The sequence below is a fragment of the Pseudomonas sp. Irchel s3a18 genome, from assembly GCF_900187535.1.
Taxonomy (GTDB): domain Bacteria; phylum Pseudomonadota; class Gammaproteobacteria; order Pseudomonadales; family Pseudomonadaceae; genus Aquipseudomonas.
Window position 1 is genome coordinate 157,519 of record NZ_FYDV01000003.1, and the last position, 23,926, is coordinate 181,444.

Consider the following 23,926-nt stretch of genomic DNA (forward strand, 5'->3'; position numbering starts at 1 on the left):
CGCGGAAGCAGGCAGGCTGTTTTGTGGGTTCAAGCCTAAACTCAAACCTGACGGATCGTTGCAATACAGCCGGGGGCGTAAACGGCCATACAGTGTGTTGCCACCTCCAGTTGTGTACAATATGCACAGTTTTTTACGCGATACTTGTCAGCGACCCACTGTGCCGTATTACAGTCACGGTCTATTCGCCGCCGTTCTCCCGATTCGAGTGCCCATGAACGAACAGTTGCAGCCCCTCAAGAAACAACCGCGAGCAGGCAAAGCCGGCCGCAGCGGTACCCAGGACGATATCGTCTATGCGCATATCTTCGAGGCCATCCTCGAACAGCGCCTGGCGCCCGGTACTAAATTGAGCGAAGAGGCGCTGGGAGAGATTTTCGGGGTCAGCCGCACCATCATTCGCCGCGCGTTGTCACGCCTTGCCCACGAAGGCGTGGTACTCCTGCGTCCCAACCGTGGCGCCGTGGTTGCCAGCCCGAGCGTCGAGGAGGCCCGCCAGGTATTCATGGCGCGGCGCCTGGTGGAGCGGGCGATCACCGAGCTTGCGGTCGAGCACGCGACCGCCGAGCAGATTGCCGAGTTGCGGCAGATGGTCAACGACGAGCGCGACAGCTTCTCCCGTGGCGACCGTGGCGCCGGCATCCGTCTTTCGGGCGAGTTCCACCTCAAGCTCGCGGAAGCGGCGAAGAACGCCCCGCTGATCAGCTTCCAGCGCAGCCTGGTGTCGCAGACGTCCCTGATCATCGCCCAGTACGAAAGCGGCAACCGTTCACACTGCTCCTACGACGAGCACACCCAGTTGATCGATGCCATCGAGGCCCGCGATGCGACGCTGGCGGTGAACCTGATGATGCACCACATGGATCACATCGACAGCAAGCTCAACCTCGACGAAGAAAGCGCCTCGGATGATTTGCACGCGGTGTTCTCGCATTTGCTGCAGACCAAGAAGCCAGGGCGTTCCAGCGCGAAAATCTGAGACACCGCGGCGCGTCCTTCGCGGGCACACATGCCCTGTGGCTTGATTGAGTTGCCTGAGAAGGCGCTCTCAAGGACAAAAAAATCCCCCGGAGCCTCACGGCACGGGGGATTTTTTCATGACCGAAACCTTTAGCGCTGATGCACCAGGTTCCCCGCCGCATAGGTCTGCAGCACCGTGCGGTCATCCCCCAGGGTCATCAGGACAAACAGGGTTTCGGCGATGGTATTGGCCTGTTTCAGGCGGTAGCTGAGCAGTGGCGTGGCGTTGTAGTCCAGCACTAGGAAGTCGGCGTCGGTGCCCGGTTGCAGGGTGCCGATGCGGTCCTCCAGGCGCAGCGCCCGCGCACCACCGAGGGTGGCCAGGTACAGCGACTTGAACGGGCTCAAGCGTGCGCCTTGCAGTTGCATGACTTTGTAGGCTTCGTTGAGGGTGTGCAGCAGCGAGAAGCTGGTGCCGGCGCCCACGTCCGTGCCCAGGCCGACGTTCAGGTTGTGCTTCTCGGCCATTGGCAGGTTGAACAGGCCGCTACCCAGGAAGAAGTTCGAGGTCGGGCAGAAGGCGATGGCCGAGCCGGTCTCGGCCAGGCGCGCGCATTCGTCGTCACACAGGTGCACGCCGTGGGCGAACACCGAACGCTTGCCCAGCAGCTTGTAGTGGTCGTAGACGTCCAGGTAGCCCTTGCGCTCCGGGAACAGCTCTTTGACCCATTGGATTTCCTGCAGGTTTTCGCTGATGTGGGTCTGCATGTACAGGTCAGGGTATTCGTTGAGCAACTGGCCGGCGAGGGTCAGTTGTTCCGGGGTGCTGGTCGGGGCGAAGCGCGGGGTGACCGCGTAGTGCAAGCGACCCTTGCCGTGCCAGCGCTCGATCAGCGCCTTGCTGTCGACATAGCTGGATTCGGCGGTGTCGGTCAGGTAGTCCGGCGCGTTGCGGTCCATCATCACCTTGCCGGCGATCATCCGCAGGTCCAGTTTGCGGGCGACTTCGAAGAACGAATCCACCGACTGCGGGTGCACGCTGCCGAACACCAGTGCGGTGGTGGTGCCGTTGCGCAGCAGTTCCTTGATGAAGATGTCGGCGACTTCTTCGGCGTGGGCCTTGTCGGCGAACTGGCTTTCACACGGGAAAGTGTAGGTGTTGAGCCAGTCCAGCAGTTGCTCGCCGTAGGCGCCGACCATGCCGGTTTGCGGCAGGTGGATATGGGTGTCGATGAAGCCCGGGGTGATCAGTGCATCCTGATAGTGGGTGATCTCGATGTCGGCGGGCAGGCTGGCGAGCAGTTCGGTGGCGTGGCCGATGGCACTGATCTGGCCGTTTTCGGTCACCAGCAAACCATCTTCGAAGTACTCGTAGGAGGCTTCGATGCCCACCACGGCGGGGTCGGCGATACTGTGCAGGATGGCGGCGCGGTAGGCTTTGCAAGTCGAAGGCATGGGAATTCTCAGTTCGTGGCTTATCAGTTCGACGCGTGGCTGCGGCGTGAAGCGGGAAGCAGTTTGGCAATAGGTTCGGCGCGGGCAGTGTGCTGGCCGAAATTCGCGTTATAGGTGGCGATGATTTCCCCGGCGATGGAGATGGCGATTTCCACAGGCAATTTGCCTTTGACTTCGCCGATGCCCATCGGGCAACGCATGCGTTGCAGCACGCTGTTGTCGACACCGCGCTCGCGCAGGCGGTGTTCGAACTTGACCCGCTTGGTCTTCGAGCCGATCAGGCCGAAGTAGGCGAAGTCGTTGCGCTTGAGGACCGCGGCGGTGAGCTCCAGGTCGAGCTGGTGATTGTGGGTCATGACGATGCAGTAGCTGCCGACGGGCAGGTCGTCGACTTCGTCCACCGGTTCTTCGCTGACGATTTTACGCACGCCATGGGGGATCTGCTCGGGGAACTCGGCTTCGCGCGAGTCGATCCAGCGCACGCGGCAGGGCAGGCTGGCCAGCAAGGGCACCAGCGCCCGGCCGACGTGGCCGGCACCGAACACGGCAATCTGCGCCTGTACCTGGCCCATGGGCTCGAACAGCAGCACGGTCACGCCGCCGCAGCATTGGCCGAGGCTGGCGCCGAGCGTGAAGCGTTCCAGATGGGTGTCCTGCTTGCCACTGGCCAGCATCTCCCGGGCGATGTGCATCGCCTTGTATTCCAGATGCCCGCCACCGATGGTGTCATAGGACTGCGTGGCGCTGATGACCATCTTCGAGCCAGCATTGCGCGGCGTCGAGCCGAGCTCTTCGATGATGGTCACCAGCACGCAGGGTTCACCCTGGGCTTGCAGGTCGGCGAGGGCGTCGATCCAGTTGTACATGTTCACCTCAACATCTCTGTTGTCTGTTCGGGCCCATCGCGGGCAAACCCGCGATGGGCGCGCCCCGGTCTAGAGCGAAGCCAGCTCGGTCTCGGCTTCCACGGCTTTCACCGCCGTCAACTGGCGCATCTGCTCACAACCCCACAACACCCGCTCCGGCGTCGCCGGCGCGTCGATTTTCGGTTGATGGCGGTAGTCGCCCAAGCTGGCCACGGCGTCCTTGATAGCGCACCAGGCGGCGATGCCGAGCATGAACGGAGGCTCGCCCACGGCCTTGGAGTGGAACACCGTGTCTTCCGGGTTCTTGCGGTTCTCCACCAGCTTGACCCGCAGGTCCAGCGGCATGTCGGCCACCGCCGGGATCTTGTAGCTGGCCGGGCCGTTGGTCATCAGCTTGCCCTTGGCGTTCCATACCAGCTCTTCCATGGTCAGCCAGCCCATGCCCTGGATATAGCCGCCTTCGACCTGGCCGATGTCGATGGCCGGGTTCAGCGAGGCGCCGACGTCGTGGAGGATGTCGGTGCGCAGCATCTTGTACTCGCCGGTCAGGGTGTCGACGATCACCTCGGCACAGGCCGCACCAAAGGCGAAGTAGTAGAACGGACGACCACGGGCCTGGCTGCGGTCGTAGTAGATTTTCGGGGTCTTGTAGAACCCGGTGCTCGACAGCGACACCTGGGCAAAGTACGCCTGCTGGATCAAGGCTTCGAAGGTCAGGATCTGGTCGCGAATCCGCACGTGGCCGTTGTGGAACTCCACGTCTGCTTCGCTGACCCCGAACTTGCGCGCGGCAAACTCCACCAGGCGCTGCTTGATGATCTCGGCGGCGTTTTGCGCGGCCTTGCCGTTGAGGTCGGCCCCACTGGACGCGGCCGTCGGCGAGGTGTTCGGCACTTTGTCGGTGTTGGTGGCCGTGATCTGCACCCGGTCCATTTCCACCTGGAACACTTCGGCCACCACCTGGGCGACCTTGGTGTTCAGGCCCTGGCCCATTTCCGTGCCGCCGTGGTTGAGGTGGATGCTGCCGTCGGTATAGACATGCACCAGGGCGCCGGCCTGGTTGAGGAAGCTGGCCGTGAAGGAAATCCCGAACTTCACTGGGGTCAGCGCCAGGCCTTTTTTCAGGATCGGGCTGTTGGCGTTGTAGCGCCGGATCGCTTCGCGGCGTTCGGCGTACTGGCTGCTTTCTTCCAGCTCGGCGGTCATTTCCTCGAGCATGTTGTGCTCGACGGTCTGGTAGTAGTGGGTGACGTTGCGCTCGGTCTTGCCGTAGTAGTTGACCTTGCGCACGGCCAGCGGGTCGAGGCCCAGATGGCGGGCGATGGCGTCCATCACTTCTTCGATGGCGACCATGCCTTGCGGGCCACCAAAACCACGGTAGGCGGTATTCGAGGCGGTGTTGGTCTTGCAGCGGTGACCGTTGATGGTCGCGTCGCCCAGGTAGTACGAGTTGTCCGAGTGGAACATGGCCCGGTCAACGATGGACGCCGACAGGTCCGGCGAGCAGCCGCAGTTGCCCGCCAGGTCCAGGGCAATGCCGTGCAGGCGGCCGGTGCTGTCGAAGCCGACGTCGTACTCGACATAGAACGGGTGGCGCTTGCCGGTCATCAGCATGTCTTCGACCCGGGGCAGGCGCATCTTGGTCGGCTGTCCGGTCAGGTGCGCGATCACCGCGCACAGGCAGGCCGGGCTGGCGGCCTGGGTTTCCTTGCCGCCGAAACCGCCGCCCATGCGGCGCATGTCGACGACGATCTTGTTCATCGACACGTCCAGCACTTCGGCGACCAGTTTCTGCACTTCGGTGGGGTTCTGGGTCGAGCAGTAGACAATCATCCCGCCGTCTTCCGTCGGCATGACGGAAGAGATCTGGGTCTCCAGGTAGAAGTGTTCCTGGCCGCCAATGTGCAGCGTGCCCTGGATACGGTGTTCGGCGGTTGCCAGTGCATTGGCTGAATCGCCGCGCTGGTGAGTGTGGCTGTCGAGGACGAAGTGGCGTTTGCGCAGGGCTTCGACGACGTCGAGCACCGGCTCCAGGTCTTCATATTCGATGACCGCCGCCATGGCGGCCTGGCGCGCGGTTTCCAGGTCCTTCGCGGCGACGGCGAGCACCGGTTGGCCGACGAACTGCACGTCATCGATGGCCAGCAGCGGGTCGCCCGGCAGCAGTGGGCCGATGTCTTTCAGGCCCGGTATGTCTTTGTGGGTAATGGCGATGCGCACGCCTTCGAAGGCGTAGCAGGGTTGGGTGTCGATGCTGATGATTTTCGCGTGGGCACGGTCCGACAGTCGCGCATAAACGTGCAACTGATTCGGGAACTCCAGCCGGTCATCAATGTACTGCGCTTCACCGGACACGTGTTTGGCGGCGCTGTCGTGCTTGACGCTGCGCCCGACGCCGGTGGTCAGGTCCCTGGCAAACAGCTCGGCCAGTTCGGCTTGGGTCTTTTCAACGTTGTGATGGTTAGACATAAGCGGTCACCCGAGTCTCGATGTACGGTGTTTGCAGTTCGATGAAGTATTTGCGCAGCAGGTTCTGTGCACTGAGCAGGCGGTATTCCTTGCTCGCACGGAAGTCCGACAGCGGGGTGAAGTCTTCGGCCAGGGCGGCGCAGGCGCTTTCGACGGTGGCCTTGTTCCAGGTTGCGCCCAGCAGTGCGGCTTCACAGTGCTTTGCCCGTTTCGGGGTCGCGGCCATGCCGCCGAAGGCGACGCGGGCGTCAGCAATCACGCCGTTTTCAATGCGCAGGTTGAACGCTGCACAGACGGCGGAGATGTCATCGTCCAGGCGCTTGGACACCTTGTAGGCACGGAACAGTTGTTCGGCGCAGGCACGGGGCACGATGATCTTTTCGATGAACTCGCTTTCCTGGCGCGCAGTTACCCGGTAGTCGATGAAATAGTCTTCCAGGGCCAGGGTGCGGCGGGTGTTGCCTTTGCACAGCACGATCTGCGCACCCAGCGCGATCAGCAGTGGTGGCGAGTCACCGATGGGCGAGGCGTTGCCGATATTGCCGCCCAGGGTGCCCTGGTTGCGGATCTGCAGGGAGGCAAAGCGTTGCAGCAGTTCACCGAAGTCCGGGTACTCGGCCTTCAGTGCGTCGTAGCAATCGGAGAGGGCGGTGGCGGCGCCGATTTCCAGGCGGTCGTCAAAGCGTTCGATGCGCTTCATTTCGGCGACGTTGCCGACGTAGATCATCACCGGCAGCGTGCGGTGGAACTGGGTCACTTCCAGCGCCAGGTCGGTGCCGCCCGCCAGCAGGCGCGCTTGCGGATAGGCGTCGTAGAGATCGGCCAGGTCGGCCACGGTCAGCGGCACCAGGCAGCGTTTGTCGCCACTGTTGAGTTCACCTGTATCGCTGGGGGCGATGGCCTTCAGGCGAGCAATGGTCTCGGCTTCGCGGGCATCGAACTGGTCAGGCTGCTTGCCACAGCAACTTTGCGCGGCGGCTTGCAGGATCGGCCGGTAGCCGGTGCAGCGGCACAGGTTGCCGGCGAGGGCTTCGTGGGCCTTGTGGGCGTCGGGTTGCTCGCTGTTTTTCTGCAGGGCGAACAGCGACATGACAAAGCCCGGCGTGCAGAAGCCGCACTGGGAGCCGTGGCATTCGACCATGGCTTGTTGCACGCTGTGCAGTTGGCCCTGGTGCTTGAGGTCTTCGACGCTGATCAACTGTTTGCCGTGCAGGGACGACACAAAGGTCAGGCATGAGTTGAGGCTGCGATAGCGAATATGTTCGCGGCCGCTGTCATCGGTGTGCAATTCACCGACCACCACCGTACACGCGCCACAATCGCCACTGGCGCAACCTTCTTTGGTGCCGGGCTTGCCCAAGTGGTCGCGCAGATAGTTCAGCACGGTCAGGTTCGGGTCCAGGGCGTGCTCGCTACGGAGTTCCTGGTTTAATAAAAACTGGATCACGGAAGGCCTCGCAGACTCATTATTGTTGTTGATCGACGTGACCTGAATTTAGCAGGTCTGACTTTTCGGTCAATGATTTTCTGACTTCAAGGTCAGGAAATTGAAATTTGCCGATCAACAGCTGTTTCTTTCATTATTGACCCTCTCGGGATACCGCGCTTTTTGCTTGAATCGTGCCAATTTCCCTGGGTCAGGCCCTGCGCCATCCCCTATCAAGTGCGCTACACTGCGCCGCTTGTGCAGATTGAAGATTTTCAAGGAAAACCATGACGTTCAAGGCGCCGGACAGCCTCGCCGAGCAAATCGCTCACCACCTCGCCGAACGCATCATTCGCGGCGAAATGAAGCCGGGGGAGCGCATCCAGGAACAGAAGGTCACGCTGGCGCTGAATGTCAGCCGCGGTTCGGTCCGTGAAGCCTTGCTGATCCTGGAGCGCCGCCACCTGATCGCGATCCTTCCGCGACGCGGCGCCCATGTCACCGAGCTCACCGCGCACAAGGTACAGAGCCTGTGCACGCTGATGAGCGAGCTGTATATCCTGCTGGGCAACGCGGTGGCCAACGGCTGGCAAGTCCAGGCCGACATGCTGCCGTTCGTGCAGATCCAGCAGCGGCTCAATGCCAGCTTTGAGCGTCAGGACATCCGTACCTTCGTCGATGACAGCTTCAATGTGATGCGGGCGGCGTACCCGTTCGCCAACAACCCGTACCTGCAGGAAACCGTCGAGAACCTGCAGCCGGCCATGAGCCGCGCGTACTTTCTTGCCCTGGAACAGCGCAAGGCCGAGATGAGTGAGTTCCTCGAACTGTTCGAGCGCTTGCTGGCGGCCGTGCTGGCCCGTGACCTGCCGCAGATTCGCATCGTGCTCTCGGCCTATGCCCAGCGCAGTTGCGACCTGGTGCTGTCTGCCTTGCCGGTTGCCTGAACGTGCGGCTCAAGTGCATCAAACTGGCGGGGTTCAAATCCTTCGTCGACCCGACCACAGTCAACTTCCCCAGTAACATGGCGGCGGTGGTCGGGCCCAATGGTTGCGGCAAGTCGAACATCATCGACGCCGTACGCTGGGTGATGGGCGAGAGCTCGGCCAAGAACCTGCGCGGCGAGTCGATGACCGACGTCATCTTCAACGGCTCCACCAGCCGCAAGCCGGTGAGCCAGGCGAGTATCGAACTGGTGTTCGACAACTCCGACGGCACGCTGATCGGCGAGTACGCGGCCTACGCGGAAATTTCCATTCGCCGCAAAGTCACCCGCGACAGCCAGAACACCTATTTCCTCAACGGCACCAAGTGCCGTCGCCGGGACATTACCGATATCTTCCTGGGGACCGGCCTTGGGCCGCGCAGCTACTCGATCATCGAGCAGGGGATGATCTCCAAGCTGATCGAGGCCAAGCCCGAAGACCTGCGCAACTTCATCGAGGAAGCGGCGGGGATCTCCAAGTACAAGGAACGTCGGCGCGAGACTGAAAACCGCATCCGCCGCACCCACGAAAACCTGGCGCGTCTGACTGACTTGCGCGAAGAGCTGGAGCGTCAGCTCGAACGGCTGCACCGTCAGGCCCAGGCGGCCGAGAAGTATCAGCAATACAAGGCCGAGGAGCGTCAGCTCAAGGCCCAGCTGTCGGCCTTGCGCTGGCAGGCATTGAATGAACAGGTTGGCCAGCGCGAGGCGATCATCGGCAACCAGGAGGTCAGTTTCGAAGCCCTGGTCGCCGAACAGCGCAATGCCGATGCGAGCATCGAACGCTTGCGCGACGGTCATCACGAGCTCTCCGAGCGCTTCAACCTGGTGCAGGGGCGCTTCTATTCGGTCGGTGGCGACATTGCTCGGGTCGAGCAGAGCATCCAGCACGGCCAGCAGCGTTTGCGCCAGTTGCAGGACGACCTCAAGGAGGCCGAGCGCTCGCGCCAGGAAACCGAATCGCACCTGGGGCACGACCGGACGTTGCTCGCGACCCTGGGCGAAGAGCTGGACATGCTGACTCCCGAGCAGGAAATCACCAGTGCGGCTGCCGAAGAAGCCGCGGCCGCCCTGGAAGAGTCCGAAACCACCATGCACGGCTGGCAGGAGCAGTGGGACAGTTTCAACCTGCGCTCGGCCGAGCCGCGGCGTCAGGCCGAAGTCCAGCAGTCGCGCATCCAGCAGCTGGAAACCAGCATGGAGCGTCTGGCCGATCGTCAACGGCGCCTGGTTGAAGAGCGTGATCTGCTGTCGGCGGATCCTGAAGATGCGGCGATGCTCGAACTCAGCGAGCAGCTCGCCGCCAGCGAAGCGACCCTCGAAGACCTGCAGGCCAGTGAAGAAGCGCAAGTCGAGCGGCTTGAACAGTTGCGCCAGGAGCTGCAACAGGCCCTGCACAACCAGCAGCAGGCCCAGGGTGACTTGCAGCGCCTCAACGGCCGGCTGGCTTCGCTGGAGGCCTTGCAGCAGGCGGCGCTGGATCCGGGCACCGGTACTGCCCAGTGGCTGCGCGAACAGCAACTGGCCGAGCGCCCGCGCCTGGCCGAAGGCTTGAAGGTTGACGCCGGTTGGGAGCTGGCGGTGGAAACCGTGCTCGGTGCCGACCTGCAAGCGGTGTTGGTGGATGATTTTGCCGGGTTCGACCTGTCCGGGTTCGCCCAGGGTGACCTGCGCTTGCTCAGCCCGGCCGCTGACGGTGTACGCATCCCCGGCAGCCTGCTGGACAAGGTCGAGGCGCAGATCGATCTATCGCCCTGGCTGGGCCAGGTCAAGCCGGTGGACAGCCTTGAGCAGGCCTTGGCACTGCGTGCGCAGTTGGCGACGGGTGAAAGCCTGATCAGTCGCGATGGTTATTGGGTGGGCCGGCACTTTCTGCGAGTGCGTCGTGCCAGTGAGGCCGAGAGCGGCCTGCTGGCCCGCGGTCAGGAAATCCAGCGCCTGGGCCTTGAGCGCGAAGAGCGTGAAGCGACGGTCGAGACCCTGGAAAGCACTTTGCAAAACCTGCGTGCCCAGCAACGCCAGCAAGAAAACGGTCGCGAACACCTGCGTCGATTGCTGCAGGACGAAGCCCGCCAGCAGGGCGAACTCAAGGCGCAGTTGTCGGCCGGCAGAGCCAAGGCCGAACAGCTGACGTTGCGTCGCACCCGTCTCGATGAAGAGTTGGGGGAGCTGGCGGAACAGCGCGCGCTGGAGCATGAACAGGTGGGCGAGTCGCGCCTGCAGTTGCAGGACGCCCTCGACAGCATGGCCTTGGACACCGAGCAGCGTGAATTGCTCCTGGCCCAGCGCGACAGCCTGCGCGAGCGCCTGGACCGGGTGCGCCAGGAAGCCCGCCAGCACAAAGACCATGCCCACCAGTTGGCGGTGCGCCTGGGGTCGCTCAAGGCGCAGCACGACTCGACCCGTCAGGCGCTGGAGCGGCTGGAGTTGCAGTCCGAACGCCTGACGGAAAAGCGCGAACAGTTGAGCCTCAACCTGGAGGAGGGCGAGGCGCCGCTGGAAGAGTTGCGACTCAAGCTTGAAGAGTTGCTGGACAAGCGCATGAGCGTCGACGATGAATTGAGAACGGCGCAAGTCGCACTGGAAGATGCCGACCGCGAATTGCGTGAGGCCGAGAAGCGCCGCAACCAGGCCGAGCAGCAAGCGCAATTGATCCGTGGCCAGCTCGAGCATCAGCGCATGGAATGGCAAGCCCTGACCGTGCGCCGCAAAACCTTGCAGGATCAATTGCTCGAGGATGGCTACGACCTGCACGGCGTACTCGCCACCCTGGTGGCTGAGGCCAGTGAACAAGCCGCCGAAGCCGAACTGGAAAGCATTGCCGCGCGAATCCAGCGGCTCGGCGCGATCAACCTCGCGGCCATTGACGAGTACCAGCAGCAATCGGAGCGCAAGCGCTACCTGGATGCCCAGGACGCCGACCTGGTGGAGGCGCTCGACACCCTGGAAAACGTCATTCGCAAGATCGACAAGGAAACCCGCAACCGCTTCAAGGATACCTTTGATCAGATCAATGGCGGTTTACAGGCGCTTTTTCCAAAAGTTTTCGGTGGCGGCAGCGCTTATTTGGAACTGACGGGCGAAGATCTACTCGATACAGGGGTAACGATCATGGCGCGTCCGCCCGGGAAGAAGAACAGCACCATCCATTTGTTGTCTGGCGGCGAGAAAGCGCTGACGGCATTGGCCCTGGTATTTGCCATCTTCAAACTCAATCCGGCACCGTTCTGCATGCTCGATGAGGTTGACGCCCCGCTGGATGACGCTAACGTTGGACGCTACGCAAGGCTGGTCAAAGAGATGTCGCAAACCGTGCAGTTCATCTATATCACCCACAACAAGATTGCCATGGAAATGGCGGATCAATTGATGGGGGTCACGATGCACGAGCCCGGTTGTTCACGTCTGGTGGCCGTTGATGTCGAGGAGGCGATGGCGATGGTGGACGCTTGAGTCATGGTGTGCGGGCGGTATGTTTGTGGAAAACAAGGGGTTTTTTCCCGATGGATTGCTGGCCAATCGACATATTCGCTGAAGCCATTGTGACAGACGGTGTAAAGTTACCTTTGGTCGTGCTAGTTTAATGTCAATTTTTCGTGTACGTGGGCAAAACGCCTGTCAGAACATAGAGTTGGCGCCACGTTTTAAAGCGGTTTGCGAGTTGTAAACCCCTTATTTTTCAGCATTTTTTATAGAGGCACGGGATTACATGGAAATCGGTCTGCGCGAGTGGCTGATCGTCATCGGCATCATTGTCATTGCCGGTATTCTTTTTGATGGCTGGCGGCGCATGCGCGGCGGCAAGGGCAAACTCAAGTTTCGCCTGGACCGCAGCCTGTCCAACCTGCCGGACGAGGACAGCGGTGCCGAACTGCTGGGCCCGCCGCGCGTACTGGACAACCATAAGGAGCCGCAACTGGACGAGCACGACCTGCCGTCGGTGAGCATGCCTGCCCGTGAGCCGCGCGAGTCGGGTTCCAAGCGTGGCAAGCGTAACCACAGCGAGCCGAGCCAGGGTGACTTGAACCTCAACCTGGACCTGGACGGCGGCCCGAGCTTCAGCAGTCGTGATGACGACTTCCCGGCTGACACCAAGGCATCGAGCGCCGCGGCCGACAAGGACACGCAACAGGCCGAAGAAGTGCTGGTCATCAGCGTGATCTGCCGTGATACCGGTGGCTTCAAGGGCCCGGCCCTGCTGCAGAACATTCTGGAAAGCGGCTTGCGTTTCGGCGAGATGGACATCTTCCACCGCCACGAAAGCATGGCGGGTAATGGCGAGGTGCTGTTCTCCATGGCCAACGCGGTCAAGCCAGGCGTTTTCGACCTGGACGACATCGACCACTTCAGTACCCCGGCCGTGAGTTTTTTCCTCGGCTTGCCGGGTCCGCGTCACCCGAAACAGGCTTTCGACGTGATGGTGGCTGCCGCTCGCAAGTTGTCCCAGGAGCTCAATGGCGAGCTCAAGGATGATCAGCGCAGCGTACTGACCGCGCAGACCATCGAGCACTACCGTCAACGTATCGTTGAGTTCGAGCGCCGCGCCCTGACCCAGAAGCGCTGACGCAAAGGTTGCTCCCGCGCCGGGCGCGGGGCGACCAGCCAATACAGATTGAGCAGCCTCGGCTGCTCTTTTGCTTTATGAGAGAACACCCATGAACGCCGCCGAAAACCGCATCCTAGAGCTGCGCGCTGAGCTGGATCAGCACAACTACCGTTACCACGTGCTGGATCAGCCGAGCATTCCGGACGCCGAGTACGACCGGTTGTTCCACGAACTCAAGGCACTGGAAGCGGACCATCCCGAGCTGGTCACGAGTGATTCACCCACCCAGCGGGTCGGAAGTGCGGCGTTGTCGGCCTTTACCCAGGTACGTCATGAAGTGCCGATGCTCAGCCTGGGCAACGCCTTCGAAGAAACCGACATGCGCGAGTTCGACCGCCGGGTGAGCGAAGGTCTGGACCTGCCGGCCGGTGATTTGTTTGGCGGCGGTGTCGAGGTTGAATACAGCTGCGAACCCAAGCTCGATGGCCTGGCGGTCAGCCTGCTGTACCAGGATGGCGTGCTGGTGCGCGGCGCCACGCGCGGTGACGGCACCACGGGCGAAGACATCAGTGTCAACGTGCGCACGGTGCGCAATATTCCGCTCAAGCTGCAGGGCAGCGGTTGGCCGTCGACCCTGGAGGTGCGCGGCGAAGTCTATATGTCCAAGGCCGGTTTCGAGCGCCTCAACGCGACGCAGCTGGAAGCCGGCGGCAAGACCTTCGCCAACCCGCGTAACGCGGCGGCGGGGAGCCTGCGCCAGCTGGATTCGAAGATCACCGCCAGTCGCCCGCTGGAGTTCTGCTGCTATGGCATTGGCCAGGTGTCGGCAGACATTGCCGAAACGCACATTGGTCTCTTGCAGCAGCTCAAGCAGTGGGGCATGCCGGTCAGTCGCGAGCTGAAGCTGGCCAAGGGTATCGGCGAGTGCCTCGACTACTACCGCGACATTGGCGAGCGCCGCAACGCCTTGCCTTATGAAATCGATGGCGTGGTGTTCAAGGTCAACAGCATTGCCTCGCAGCGCGAGCTGGGCTTCCGTGCGCGGGAACCGCGCTGGGCGATTGCCCACAAGTTCCCGGCCATGGAGGAACTCACCGAGTTGCTCGATGTGGAGTTCCAGGTCGGTCGTACCGGTGCAGTGACCCCGGTGGCGCGCCTCAAGCCGGTGAAGGTGGCCGGTGTAACCGTGTCCAATGCGACCTTGCACAACATGGATGAAGTGGCGCGCCTGGGCTTGATGATCGGCGACACGGTGATCATTCGCCGTGCCGGTGACGTGATTCCGCAAGTGGTACAGGTTGTCACCGAGCGTCGCCCGGACGATGCCCGCCCGGTGCAGATTCCCGAGAGCTGCCCGGTGTGCGGCTCCCATGTCGAGCGCACGCAACTGGTCAAGCGCAGCAAGGGGCGCGAGACCATCAGCGAAGGGGCGGTGTATCGCTGTGTCGGGCGTCTGGCCTGTGGTGCGCAACTCAAGCAGGCGATCATCCATTTTGTGTCGCGCCGCGCCATGGATATCGAAGGGCTGGGGGAGAAAAGCGTCGAGCAGTTGGTGGATGAAGGCCTGGTCGACTCGCCAGCGGACCTCTATGCATTGACGTTCGAGCAGATCGTCGACCTCGAGGGGTTCGCCGAGCTGTCGAGCAACAACCTGCTGGGCGCCATCGCCGACAGCAAGAAACCCGGGCTGGCGCGTTTCATCTATGCCCTGGGGATTCCCGACGTCGGCGAAGAGACGGCCAAGGTGCTGGCGCGCTCCCTGGGGTCGCTGGCCCGCGTTCAGCAAGCGTTGCCGGAAGTCTTGACCTACTTGCCGGACGTCGGCCTGGAGGTCGCTTACGAGATCCACAGTTTCTTTACCGATGGGCACAACCAGCGGGTGATCGAAGCGTTGCTGGGCCACGGCCTGGACATTCAGGACCAGGGTGAGCTGGGTGCCGAGTTCGCCGCCAGCACCACCCTGGGCGGGATGATCGACAAGCTGCACATTCCCTCGGTCGGCCCGGGTGGGGCGCAGAAACTGGCGGACAAGTTCGGTTCGCTGCAGGCGATCATCGCCGCCGACTGGCTGGACATGCGCCAGGCGCTGCCGGAGAAGCAGGCCAACGCAGTGCGCGAGTTCTTCGCCGTCGAGAAAAATCGCCAACTGGCGTTGAGTGCCGAACAGCAGTTGCATGATTTCGGCATGCACTGGCACAGCGAGAAGAAAGTCGTCGAAGGCTTGCCGCTGGCGGGGCAGACCTGGGTGCTGACCGGCAGCCTGGAACTGATGAGTCGCGACATCGCCAAGGACAAGCTCGAAAGCCTCGGCGCCAAGGTGGCGGGTTCGGTGTCGGCGAAGACCTATTGTGTCGTGGCGGGGCCGGGCGCCGGCTCGAAGTTGGTCAAGGCCAATGAGTTGGGGTTGAAGGTGCTGGACGAAGAAGCCTTCGTGGCGTTCTTGAGTGGTCACGGTATATCGGTCTGATGCCCGGACCTGTGGCGAGGGCGTTTTCTGGCGCCGGAGCGCGAAGCGGTCGCCGTGATCCCGGCGCCCGCTGTGCAGGCGAACGGTAGCCAGACTGATTATTCCCCTGTGCGGCGCGGGAATAATCAGCAGCGGCACGTCATTCACCTGATGGTCCGGCAAGCGGGCGGCGGGGCGTTGGCGCAGTAAAACCGGGAGTAACGCAGGTCCTTGACGGGCCTCGTATTTTTAATCCGAAACCAACGGTTGTAACTTCGTCTCAGATAGGTACAATGGCGCGGCTCGCCGACTGGCGAGCGTCGTTATGGTGACCCCATCGGTCCCCCCGCAACGATCAGCCGTGAACCCGGTCAGGCCTGGAAGGGAGCAGCCGCAGCGGTGACATTGTGTGCCGGGGTGTGGCTGGTGGGGTCGCCACCTTAACGCCAGTTCGTTCTTCAGAAACGGGCTGATCCTCGAAAAATCCTCAAAATAGAACGCCATCGCAGTTGACCCAAACGGGCCCGTGCGAAAGTCTGCTCGTTGCAAACGTCTTCTTTGTCAGTCTCCCTACTGATTGCCCTCTGAGCGCTCCTTGGTTCAAGGTGTCTGCTGTTGTCAATGCGTTCTCGTTATTCCCCCCCCCGGTTGGAAAAAACTGCATCTATCAACAGGCATCTGATTGAACTCTTTGCGCCGGCGGGTTGCCAGTCGCGCGCCCAGGTGTTCGACGATGACGACTCACCGAGGCTGCCAATTCCGGGTCATGGTTTTTCGGGTGCGCTGGTTTCCAGGGGCAATCAAACAAAACAGGCGGGCAACGATCAGTCGTTACTCCGCCTGTTTCTGTTTCTGTTTCTGGCTCTAAGGCTTGGACAAGGCTTGATCTACCGCTGCGATCAGCTTTCCCAGATCCTTTGGGGGGGCTTTGTGTATGACACCGAAGAGATAGGCGCGCTGCTCTTCTTCGTCGCCCAGGTCGGCAAAGAACGCCTTGGGCTTCACGCCCAGTACGTCGGCAAAGCTGAACAGGGCTTCGACGCTGGGGGCGTAGGTGCCGGTTTCGAAGCGGCTGATGGTTTTGGGGTCAAAACCGGTTTTTTCGCCAAGTTCAGCCTGAGTAAGCCCGGCTACCTTGCGGTAGCGTTTGATGGCTGGACCCAAACTTGAAATGTGCATCGCTCGATTCCCATTTAGAATCAAGAACTTAACGACAGTTTTTCGCATTGAACAACTGCATGATTCATCACCTTGCTTTTAAAAACGTGATGTATTTCGTAGAATTGGCGTTTGGCTCGCGTATTGGCCGGCCTGGTGTCAGGCGTTCGGGTGATGCGAAACGGCCATCATTGCGTCAGCCCTGAACCTGTCTGGAGGGCGTGTCGATGACACCCGGGGCCGTCGAACCTTGCCAGAACCGGACGCTCGTCTGAGTGTCGCGAGGTCTTCAAGACTAGTCGATCTTTATATGTCACGGGGCCATCACCTGCTGTTCATGGAGTTTTAAAGTGCATCTGAATTTGCTGGTCCGCACGCTTGCAAGGACGTTACTCCCGCCGCTTCAAAGGCTGCACGATCCCCGGCATCGCACCTCCTACTCCTTCATCTCTGCCAGGCATTGCGCACTGGTCGAGCGGTGCAGCCGCTAGATGGGGCACGCTCATGGATGAGAAATACCGCAGGGCAGTGGATGCTGCCGCCATATTTTCCGAGACCGACCTGAGTGGGCGGATTATTCACGTCAACGACCGGTTCTGCGCGATATCGGGCTATAGCCGTGAAGAGTTGCTGGGCGCCGATCATCGCCTGCTGAACTCGGGACTGCACCCTGGCGATTTCTTCGCGACCATGTGGCGCACCATTGCCCTGGGCAAGGTCTGGAAAGGGGAAATCTGCAACCGGGCCAAGGATGGGAGCCTGTACTGGGTCGACAGCACCATGGTACCGGTGCTGGATGAAGTGACCGGCCGGGTGATGCGCTATGTGTCCATTCGCTTCGATGTCAGTGAAAAGCGCCAGTTGCTGCACTCCCTGGAGTGGCGGGTGGGACATGATGTGCTGACCGGCTTGCCCAATCGGGCGTTTCTCTTTGATTTGCTCGACCAGGCCCTGACGTTCTCTCGTGCGGAGGACGTCCCGCTGGCGGTCTGCATGCTCGATCTCGATGGCTTCAAGGCCGTCAACGACGGCTATGGTCATGCCTGTGGCGACTTGTTGCTGGTGGAAGTGGCCAAGCGCCTTCGCGAGATTGTGCGGGGCGAGGATGTGGTCGCGCGGTTGGCCGGGGACGAGTTCGTGCTGATCTTGCGCTATGTGAGCGACGTGTCGGAGTTGCGTGCGGCCCTGAACCGGGTGCTGGGGGTGATCTCGGCGCCGTATTCGATCCTGGGCAAGGAGCTGCATGTGTATGCCAGTGTCGGCGTCACGCTGTTCCCGGTGGACAACGAAGACGCAGAAACCTTGCTGCGTCATGCCGACCAGGCCATGTACGTGGCCAAGCAAAGCGGGCGCAATCGGTTTCACTTGTTTGATGTGGTGCATGACCGCGAGGTCAAGGCGACCTACCAGACCGTGGCGCGGGTTCGGCAAGCTTTGCTCAATCACGAGTTGCGCCTGCATTTCCAGCCCAGGGTCAATATGCGCAGCGGCACGGTGGTGGGCTTTGAGGCGTTGCTGCGCTGGGAGCACCCGGAGAGGGGCGTGGTGCCGCCCAGGGAGTTTTTGCCGTGGGTGGAGGAGACGGACCTGATCGTCGACATCGGCGAGTGGGTCATGGAGCAGGTGCTGGTGCAGTTGTCCCGGTGGCAGCGGCTCGGGTTGCAGTGGCCGGTCAGCATCAATATCGCGGCACGACACTTTCAGCGTGCCGACTTTTTCGAACGGCTCAAGGGCGTGCTCCAGTGTCACGCCAGCGTCTCCCCGCGGCTACTCGATCTTGAGATTGTCGAGTCGGTGGCAATCGAAAACATCCAGCATGTCAGCACCTGCCTGCGCGCCTGCCAGGCGCTGGGCGTGAGGTTCTCGCTGGGGGATTTTGGCACCGGTCACTCGTCGCTCAGTTACCTCAAGCGCCTGCACACCCAGACCATCAAGATCGACAAGTCGTTTGTGCGCGACATTCTGCATGACCGTGACGACCTGGCGTTGACCACTGCCGTGATCGGCCTGGCCCGGGCCTTTGGGCGAGAGGTGGTCGCCGAAGGCCTGCACAGTGTGGAGCACGGCCAGTTGTTGCTGCGCCTGGGGTGTGAGGTGGCGCAGGGGTATTTCATTGCCCGGCCGATGCCGGCCAGCGAGGTCCCGGGCTGGGTTGCAGGGTTCGCCGCTCCGATGCAGTGGCAGGCGCTGGACCAGGTGGTCTGAGGTTCATGGCGAGGGGGAGGCCAGGACCGGTTCGCGGGTGCCGGTGTAGAGTTGGATGATGTCGTCGATTTCCCCGGACATTTTCATTTTGAGCAAGGTGCCTAGAATTCGTTGTACCGGCACTTTCGGGTCATTGCGCACGTAGCAGCCGACATTCAATTCCTGCAGCACCGTGGCGGTGTGCAATTGCTGGTCGGGCATCAGCCGTTGATTGAACCAGTCCAGGGTCCATTGATTGCTCACGGCATACTGATAGCGTCCGGCCTGCAGCTTGCGCAGGACCTGGTCCTGGTTGCGCGCATCGTCGCGTTGCAGCTGCCCGCTGTCGAACAGTGGCTGCAGGGTCGGGTAGTAATACCCGAGTACGGTGCCGATGGGCTGCGCGGTGAGGCGGGCCGGGGCCACTGGGGCGGGAGTGCCGGGCCGGGCGATCAACAGGTCGCGCTGGAGCCACAACGGGACACTCCAGATGTAGTTTCCGGACTGGTCGGGCAGCCAGGCCTGCGCCGCATAACAGCGGACATCGATTTCCCCGTGTTCCATGCTGCTTTGCACGCGTGCGCGGGCCAGCACCTTGAACTCGGCCGGCACGCCGACCTGGGTGGCCAGGCTGAGCATCACGTCGTACAAAATGCCCTGGATGGGGCGGCCGCGCTCGATCTGCGCCATGGGCATGGCCCAGCTGTCGGTGATCGCGAAGCGTATTGGTGCGGGCGCGGCAATAGTGCTGGCGCTGATCAACAGCAAAGCCCCCAAGGCTGAACGCATAAATTCTCCAGCAGAATGCCGCCAGACACCGATTAAAGCATCCCCAAAGACCAGCTTAGACAGATTAGCCGAGCACACCGGATGCAATTTTGCCCTTGCTCCGCTAGCATTAGCCGCTTCAGCTTCCTTCGTTGCGACGGTTTTCGATGAGTTATCAGGTTCTTGCACGTAAATGGCGTCCGCGCTCGTTCCGCGAAATGGTCGGCCAGACCCATGTGCTCAAGGCTCTGATCAATGCCTTGGACAGCCAGCGGCTGCACCATGCCTACCTGTTTACCGGCACCCGCGGTGTGGGCAAGACCACCATTGCGCGGATCATTGCCAAATGCCTGAACTGTGAAACAGGTATCACTTCGACGCCGTGCGGCACGTGCTCGGTATGCCGTGAAATCGATGAGGGGCGCTTTGTCGACCTGATCGAGATCGACGCCGCGAGCCGGACCAAGGTCGAGGATACTCGCGAGTTGCTCGACAACGTCCAGTACGCGCCGAGCCGTGGGCGCTTCAAGGTCTACCTGATCGACGAAGTGCACATGCTCTCCAGCCATTCCTTCAATGCGCTGTTGAAAACCCTCGAAGAGCCGCCGCCCTACGTCAAGTTCATCCTGGCGACCACCGACCCGCAGAAACTTCCAGCAACGATTCTTTCCCGGTGCCTGCAGTTCTCGCTGAAGAACATGACGCCGGAGCGCGTGGTCGAGCATTTGAGCCACGTACTGGGTGTCGAGAATGTGCCGTTCGAAGACGATGCACTCTGGTTGCTGGGGCGTGCCGCGGACGGTTCGATGCGTGACGCCATGAGCCTGACCGACCAGGCCATCGCCTTCGGTGAAGGCAAGGTCATGGCGGCTGACGTACGGGCGATGCTGGGTACCCTGGATCATGGGCAGGTCTATGACGTCCTGCATTCGCTGATCGAGGGTGATGCCAAGGCATTGCTCGAAGCAGTGCGCCATCTGGCCGAGCAGGGTCCGGACTGGAATGGCGTGCTGTCGGAAATCCTGAACGTGCTGCACCGGGTGGCGATTGCCCAGGCTTTGCCTGAGGGCGTGGACAACGGCCATGGCGATCGTGATCGGGTGTTGGCGCTGGCCCAGGCCTTGCCGGCCGAAGACGTACAGTTTTATTACCAGATGGGCCTGATCGGTCGCCGCGACTTGCCGCTGGCGCCGGACCCGCGTGGTGGTTTCGAAATGGTCCTGCTGCGAATGCTTGCCTTCCGGCCGGCAGACACCGCGGATGCACCGAGGCAGCCGCTAAAGCCAGTGGGGATCAGCCAGGCCACAGTTGATTCCGCGAACTCGGTGGCTGGCGCGCAGCGTGTTGCGCCGGTAGTGGCGGCTGCTCCTGTCGTTGAGGCTGCAGTGCGGCCTGTTGCCGAGGCGGTAACGCCTGCACCTGCTCCGGTTGCGCCCCAGGTGGTGCCTGCGCCGGTGGTTGAGGCCGTGGCAGCAACCGCGGCCATTGCCGAAGAGGTTGTCGACCTGCCGTGGAACGACCCGGTAGAACCGGCTGTCGTGCAGCAGCCGGCTGCCGAGCCCGTGCTGGAAACGACCGCCGAACAGCCTGACCTGACGCCGATGCCAGTGCCGGTTCCAGACAGTGTCGTGCCGGATGCGCCGGCCTGGGCTGCCGAGTCGATTCCCGAGCCGAGCGTGGCGCAGGTCGATGCCGCCACGCCGGGCATGGACCTGGACGACGAGCCGCCGCTGGATGAGGACTATATCGAGCCGGACCAGGATTCGGCCTACAGCTACCTGGATGAGCTGGCCAGTGAGCATGCCGCGGAACCGGCGCCGGAGCCTGAGCCGGAACCCGCTGCGATGCCGGCCACCGGTCTGGCGCTGCAATGGCTGGAGCTGTTCCCGAAGCTGCCGATTTCCGGCATGACCGGCAGCATCGCCGCCAACTGCACGCTGATTGCCGTTGATGGCGATCACTGGCTGATGCACCTGGACCCGGCCCACAGTGCGCTGTTCAACGCCACCCAGCAACGCCGGCTCAACGATGCGCTGAACCAGTATCACCAGCGTACCCTGACGGTGAGCATCGAACTGATCAAGCCCGAGCAGGAAACCCCGGCCCAGGCAGCCTCGCGTCGACGTGCCGATCGCCAGCGCGAGGCCGAGGATTCGATTCACGGCGATCCGTTCATCCAGCAAATGATGCAACAGTTCGGCGCGGTGATCCGTAACGATACTATTGAACCTGTCGAGGCTCTGGCCAGCCAGGGCTAATAACTGAAGGCGCTCGGCCCGGTTGGCCGGGCGCTGTTTTGATCCAAGTACTTTTGAGGTGATTCCCATGATGAAAGGTGGCATGGCCGGCCTGATGAAGCAGGCGCAGCAGATGCAGGAAAAAATGGCCAAGATGCAGGAAGAGCTGGCCAACGCCGAAGTCACCGGTAAAGCCGGTGGCGATATGGTCACCGTGGTGATGACCGGTCGTCACGACGTCAAACGCGTGACCATCGATCCAAGCCTGGTGGAAGGCCTGAGCGAAGACGACAAAGAGATGCTCGAAGCCGTGTTCGCCGCCGCCGTCAACGACGCGGTGCGCAAGATCGAAGCCAACAGCCAGGACAAGATGTCCGGCATGACCGCAGGCATGCAATTGCCACCGGGCATGAAACTGCCGTTCTGATTCGCCAAGGCGCTTCGGATGGGCTACAAAAAATGCCAGGCATCGCGCCTGGCATTTTTGTTTTTGCGGCACACTGATCGTTCCCATGCTCTGCGTTGGAGCGCCGCCACGGACGCTTCGCGTCTAGACAGGCACCGGCCCTGAGAAACATCGAACGCCAGCCCCTGGCCACGGTCTGCTCTCTATACCACCGAACTCATCGTCAAGGAGATGCTCACATGCCACACGCATTGACCCTCAACCAACGTATCGTCCTGGTGTCGCGGCCCACGGGGGCGCCGGTACCGGAGAACTTTCGCCTGGAGCGGGTGGCGCTCCCGGAGCTGAGCGAAGGTCAGGTGCTGCTCAAAACCCTCTACCTGTCGCTCGATCCCTACATGCGCGGACGCATGAGCGATGCACCGTCCTATGCAGCGCCCGTGGCGCTCGGCGATGTGATGACCGGTGGTGCCGTCAGCCGGGTCGAGCGTTCGCTGAACCCGAAATTCCAGGAGGGCGACCTGGTGGTGGGCACCACGGGCTGGCAGAGCCATAGCATCAGTGATGGCCGGGCGCTGGTCCCCGTGCCGTCGGGCTGGCCGAGTCCTTCCCTGGCACTGGGTGTACTCGGCATGCCGGGGATGACCGCCTACATGGGCCTGATGGACATCGGCCAGCCCAAGGCCGGCGAGACCCTGGTGGTTGCCGCAGCGTCCGGTGCCGTGGGTTCGGTGGTGGGGCAGGTGGCTAAAATCAAGGGCCTTAAGGTCGTGGGGGTTGCAGGGGGTGCCGACAAGTGCCGTTACGTGGTCAGGGAGTTGGGCTTCGATGCCTGCATTGATCACCGCAGTCCGACCTTTGCCGATGAGTTGGCGCAGGCCTGCGGCGACGGCATCGATGTGTATTTCGAAAACGTCGGTGGCAAGGTGTTCGACGCGGTCTTGCCGCTGCTCAATCCCAAGGCGCGGATCCCGGTGTGCGGCCTGATTGCGCAGTACAATGCCCAGGAGCTGCCACCCGGCCCGGATCGCTTGCCACTGCTGCAACGCCTGCTGCTGACCAAGCGTGTGCGGATGCAGGGCTTTATCGTCTTTGACGACTACGGTGATCGGCAATCGGAATTCATCAAGGCGATGGCACCCTGGGTACGCGAGGGTAAGGTGAAGTTTCGTGAGGATGTCGTCCTCGGTCTGGAACAAGCACCCGAGGCATTTATCGGGCTGCTGGAAGGACGCAACTTCGGCAAGCTGGTGGTGCGGGTCGCTGAAGACTGACGCCTGGATGAGTATTTGACGCTGGCCAGAGGCGCGGGTATAAACCGCGTCTCGTTGATTTGTCGGACCTTTCTACCATGAGCTTCAGCCCTTTGATTCGCCAACTGATCGACGCCCTGCGTACTTTGCCCGGTGTCGGTCAGAAAACCGCCCAGCGCATGGCGCTGCAACTGCTCGAGCGTGACCGTAGCGGCGGTTCGCGGCTGGCATTGGCGTTGAGCCAGGCGATGGAAGGGGTTGGCCATTGCCGGCTGTGCCGCACGCTGACTGAAGATGACTTGTGCCCGCAATGCTCGGACACTCGGCGTGACGACACATTGTTGTGTGTGGTTGAAGGGCCGATGGATGTCTATGCCGTGGAGCAGACCGGTTTTCGCGGTCGTTACTTCGTGCTCAAGGGCCATTTGTCGCCCCTTGACGGCCTGGGCCCCGAAGCCATCGGTATCCCGCAACTGCTGGCGCGGATCGAAGAGGCGGGCACCTTCACCGAAGTCATTCTGGCAACCAACCCAACCGTGGAAGGCGAAGCCACCGCGCACTACATCGCCCAGTTGCTCAGCAACAAGGGCCTGATCGCTTCGCGCATTGCCCATGGCGTGCCTTTGGGTGGCGAGTTGGAACTGGTAGACGGCGGTACCCTGGCTCATTCCTTTGCGGGGCGTAAGCCGATCGCTCTGTAGCGTCTGGCTTGACGTTTCTGGCCTCTCGCTTCGCCGTCTTCGCTGAAGACGCTTGAAAACCAAGCA

16 protein-coding genes and 1 other RNA gene are annotated in these 23,926 nt (G+C 61.8%); 11 read left to right on the top strand and 6 right to left on the bottom strand.

All coding sequences use genetic code 11. The features are described from left to right. Positions 1 to 214: 214 nt before the first annotated feature. Positions 215 to 979, top strand: a complete 765-nt coding sequence (locus tag CKW29_RS05890; protein ID WP_095143086.1) for a GntR family transcriptional regulator — start codon at positions 215 to 217, stop codon at positions 977 to 979. Between the two features lie 131 nt (positions 980 to 1,110). Here the strand turns inward: CKW29_RS05890 and guaD are convergent, their stop codons facing one another. The 4 genes from guaD to xdhA all read right to left on the bottom strand — a co-directional run bounded on the left by guaD (position 1,111) and on the right by xdhA (position 7,197). Further along, complete coding sequence (gene guaD, locus CKW29_RS05895; protein WP_095148073.1) at positions 1,111 to 2,415, bottom strand: guanine deaminase; 1,305 nt, start codon at positions 2,413 to 2,415, stop codon at positions 1,111 to 1,113. 23 nt (positions 2,416 to 2,438) lie between these two features. Continuing rightward, positions 2,439 to 3,281 carry a xanthine dehydrogenase accessory protein XdhC gene (xdhC, locus tag CKW29_RS05900; RefSeq protein WP_095148074.1) on the bottom strand — a complete coding sequence of 281 codons (843 nt, stop codon included), beginning with the start codon at positions 3,279 to 3,281 and terminating at the stop codon, positions 2,439 to 2,441. A gap of 69 nt (positions 3,282 to 3,350) precedes the next feature. Continuing rightward, on the bottom strand, positions 3,351 to 5,750 hold the full coding sequence (gene xdhB, locus CKW29_RS05905) for a xanthine dehydrogenase molybdopterin binding subunit (RefSeq protein ID WP_095148075.1): 2,400 nt from the start codon (positions 5,748 to 5,750) through the stop codon (positions 3,351 to 3,353). Next, positions 5,743 to 7,197, bottom strand: a complete 1,455-nt coding sequence (xdhA, locus tag CKW29_RS05910) for a xanthine dehydrogenase small subunit (protein ID WP_095148076.1) — start codon at positions 7,195 to 7,197, stop codon at positions 5,743 to 5,745. The genes xdhB and xdhA overlap by 8 nt, the downstream gene beginning before the upstream one ends. Before the next feature lie 266 nt (positions 7,198 to 7,463). On the opposite strand from xdhA, the gene CKW29_RS05915 reads away from it, so the two are divergent. From CKW29_RS05915 to ffs, 5 genes are all read left to right on the top strand, one after another. Beyond that, positions 7,464 to 8,123: a GntR family transcriptional regulator gene (locus CKW29_RS05915; protein ID WP_095082707.1), complete on the top strand. Its 660-nt coding sequence runs from the start codon at positions 7,464 to 7,466 to the stop codon at positions 8,121 to 8,123. Between the two features lie 2 nt (positions 8,124 to 8,125). Continuing rightward, on the top strand, positions 8,126 to 11,614 hold the full coding sequence (gene smc / locus CKW29_RS05920) for a chromosome segregation protein SMC (protein ID WP_095148077.1): 3,489 nt from the start codon (positions 8,126 to 8,128) through the stop codon (positions 11,612 to 11,614). A 256-nt stretch (positions 11,615 to 11,870) separates the two neighbouring features. Further along, positions 11,871 to 12,725 carry a cell division protein ZipA gene (gene zipA, locus CKW29_RS05925; RefSeq protein WP_095143091.1) on the top strand — a complete coding sequence of 285 codons (855 nt, stop codon included), beginning with the start codon at positions 11,871 to 11,873 and terminating at the stop codon, positions 12,723 to 12,725. A gap of 91 nt (positions 12,726 to 12,816) precedes the next feature. Then, complete coding sequence (gene ligA, locus CKW29_RS05930) at positions 12,817 to 15,174, top strand: NAD-dependent DNA ligase LigA (protein ID WP_095143092.1); 2,358 nt, start codon at positions 12,817 to 12,819, stop codon at positions 15,172 to 15,174. Between the two features lie 314 nt (positions 15,175 to 15,488). Then, an RNA gene (ffs, locus tag CKW29_RS05935) (signal recognition particle sRNA small type) lies at positions 15,489 to 15,585 on the top strand. 432 nt (positions 15,586 to 16,017) lie between these two features. Here ffs and CKW29_RS05940 read toward each other — a convergent pair. Then, positions 16,018 to 16,332, bottom strand: coding sequence for a helix-turn-helix domain-containing protein (locus tag CKW29_RS05940; RefSeq protein ID WP_095082209.1), 315 nt, complete (start codon positions 16,330 to 16,332; stop codon positions 16,018 to 16,020). Between the two features lie 483 nt (positions 16,333 to 16,815). Between CKW29_RS05940 and CKW29_RS05945 the strand changes: the two genes are divergently transcribed. Further along, positions 16,816 to 18,516, top strand: coding sequence for a bifunctional diguanylate cyclase/phosphodiesterase (locus CKW29_RS05945; protein ID WP_095143093.1), 1,701 nt, complete (start codon positions 16,816 to 16,818; stop codon positions 18,514 to 18,516). Between the two features lie 3 nt (positions 18,517 to 18,519). On the opposite strand, the gene CKW29_RS05950 is transcribed toward CKW29_RS05945, so the two are convergent. Further along, positions 18,520 to 19,284 carry an ABC transporter substrate-binding protein gene (locus CKW29_RS05950; RefSeq protein WP_095148078.1) on the bottom strand — a complete coding sequence of 255 codons (765 nt, stop codon included), beginning with the start codon at positions 19,282 to 19,284 and terminating at the stop codon, positions 18,520 to 18,522. Between the two features lie 146 nt (positions 19,285 to 19,430). Between CKW29_RS05950 and dnaX the strand changes: the two genes are divergently transcribed. The 4 genes from dnaX to recR all read left to right on the top strand — a co-directional run bounded on the left by dnaX (position 19,431) and on the right by recR (position 23,860). Further along, positions 19,431 to 21,521 (top strand): DNA polymerase III subunit gamma/tau, encoded by a 2,091-nt coding sequence (gene dnaX, locus CKW29_RS05955; RefSeq protein WP_095148079.1) that lies wholly within the window; start codon positions 19,431 to 19,433, stop codon positions 21,519 to 21,521. Between the two features lie 67 nt (positions 21,522 to 21,588). After that, positions 21,589 to 21,927 (top strand): YbaB/EbfC family nucleoid-associated protein, encoded by a 339-nt coding sequence (locus CKW29_RS05960; RefSeq protein ID WP_008028561.1) that lies wholly within the window; start codon positions 21,589 to 21,591, stop codon positions 21,925 to 21,927. 218 nt (positions 21,928 to 22,145) lie between these two features. Next, positions 22,146 to 23,180, top strand: a complete 1,035-nt coding sequence (locus CKW29_RS05965) for an NADP-dependent oxidoreductase (RefSeq protein WP_095143096.1) — start codon at positions 22,146 to 22,148, stop codon at positions 23,178 to 23,180. A gap of 77 nt (positions 23,181 to 23,257) precedes the next feature. Next, the gene (gene recR / locus CKW29_RS05970) at positions 23,258 to 23,860 is read left to right on the top strand and encodes a recombination mediator RecR (RefSeq protein WP_095143097.1); all 603 of its coding nucleotides are present in this window, start codon (positions 23,258 to 23,260) and stop codon (positions 23,858 to 23,860) included. The last annotated feature ends 66 nt before the right edge of the window (positions 23,861 to 23,926 follow it).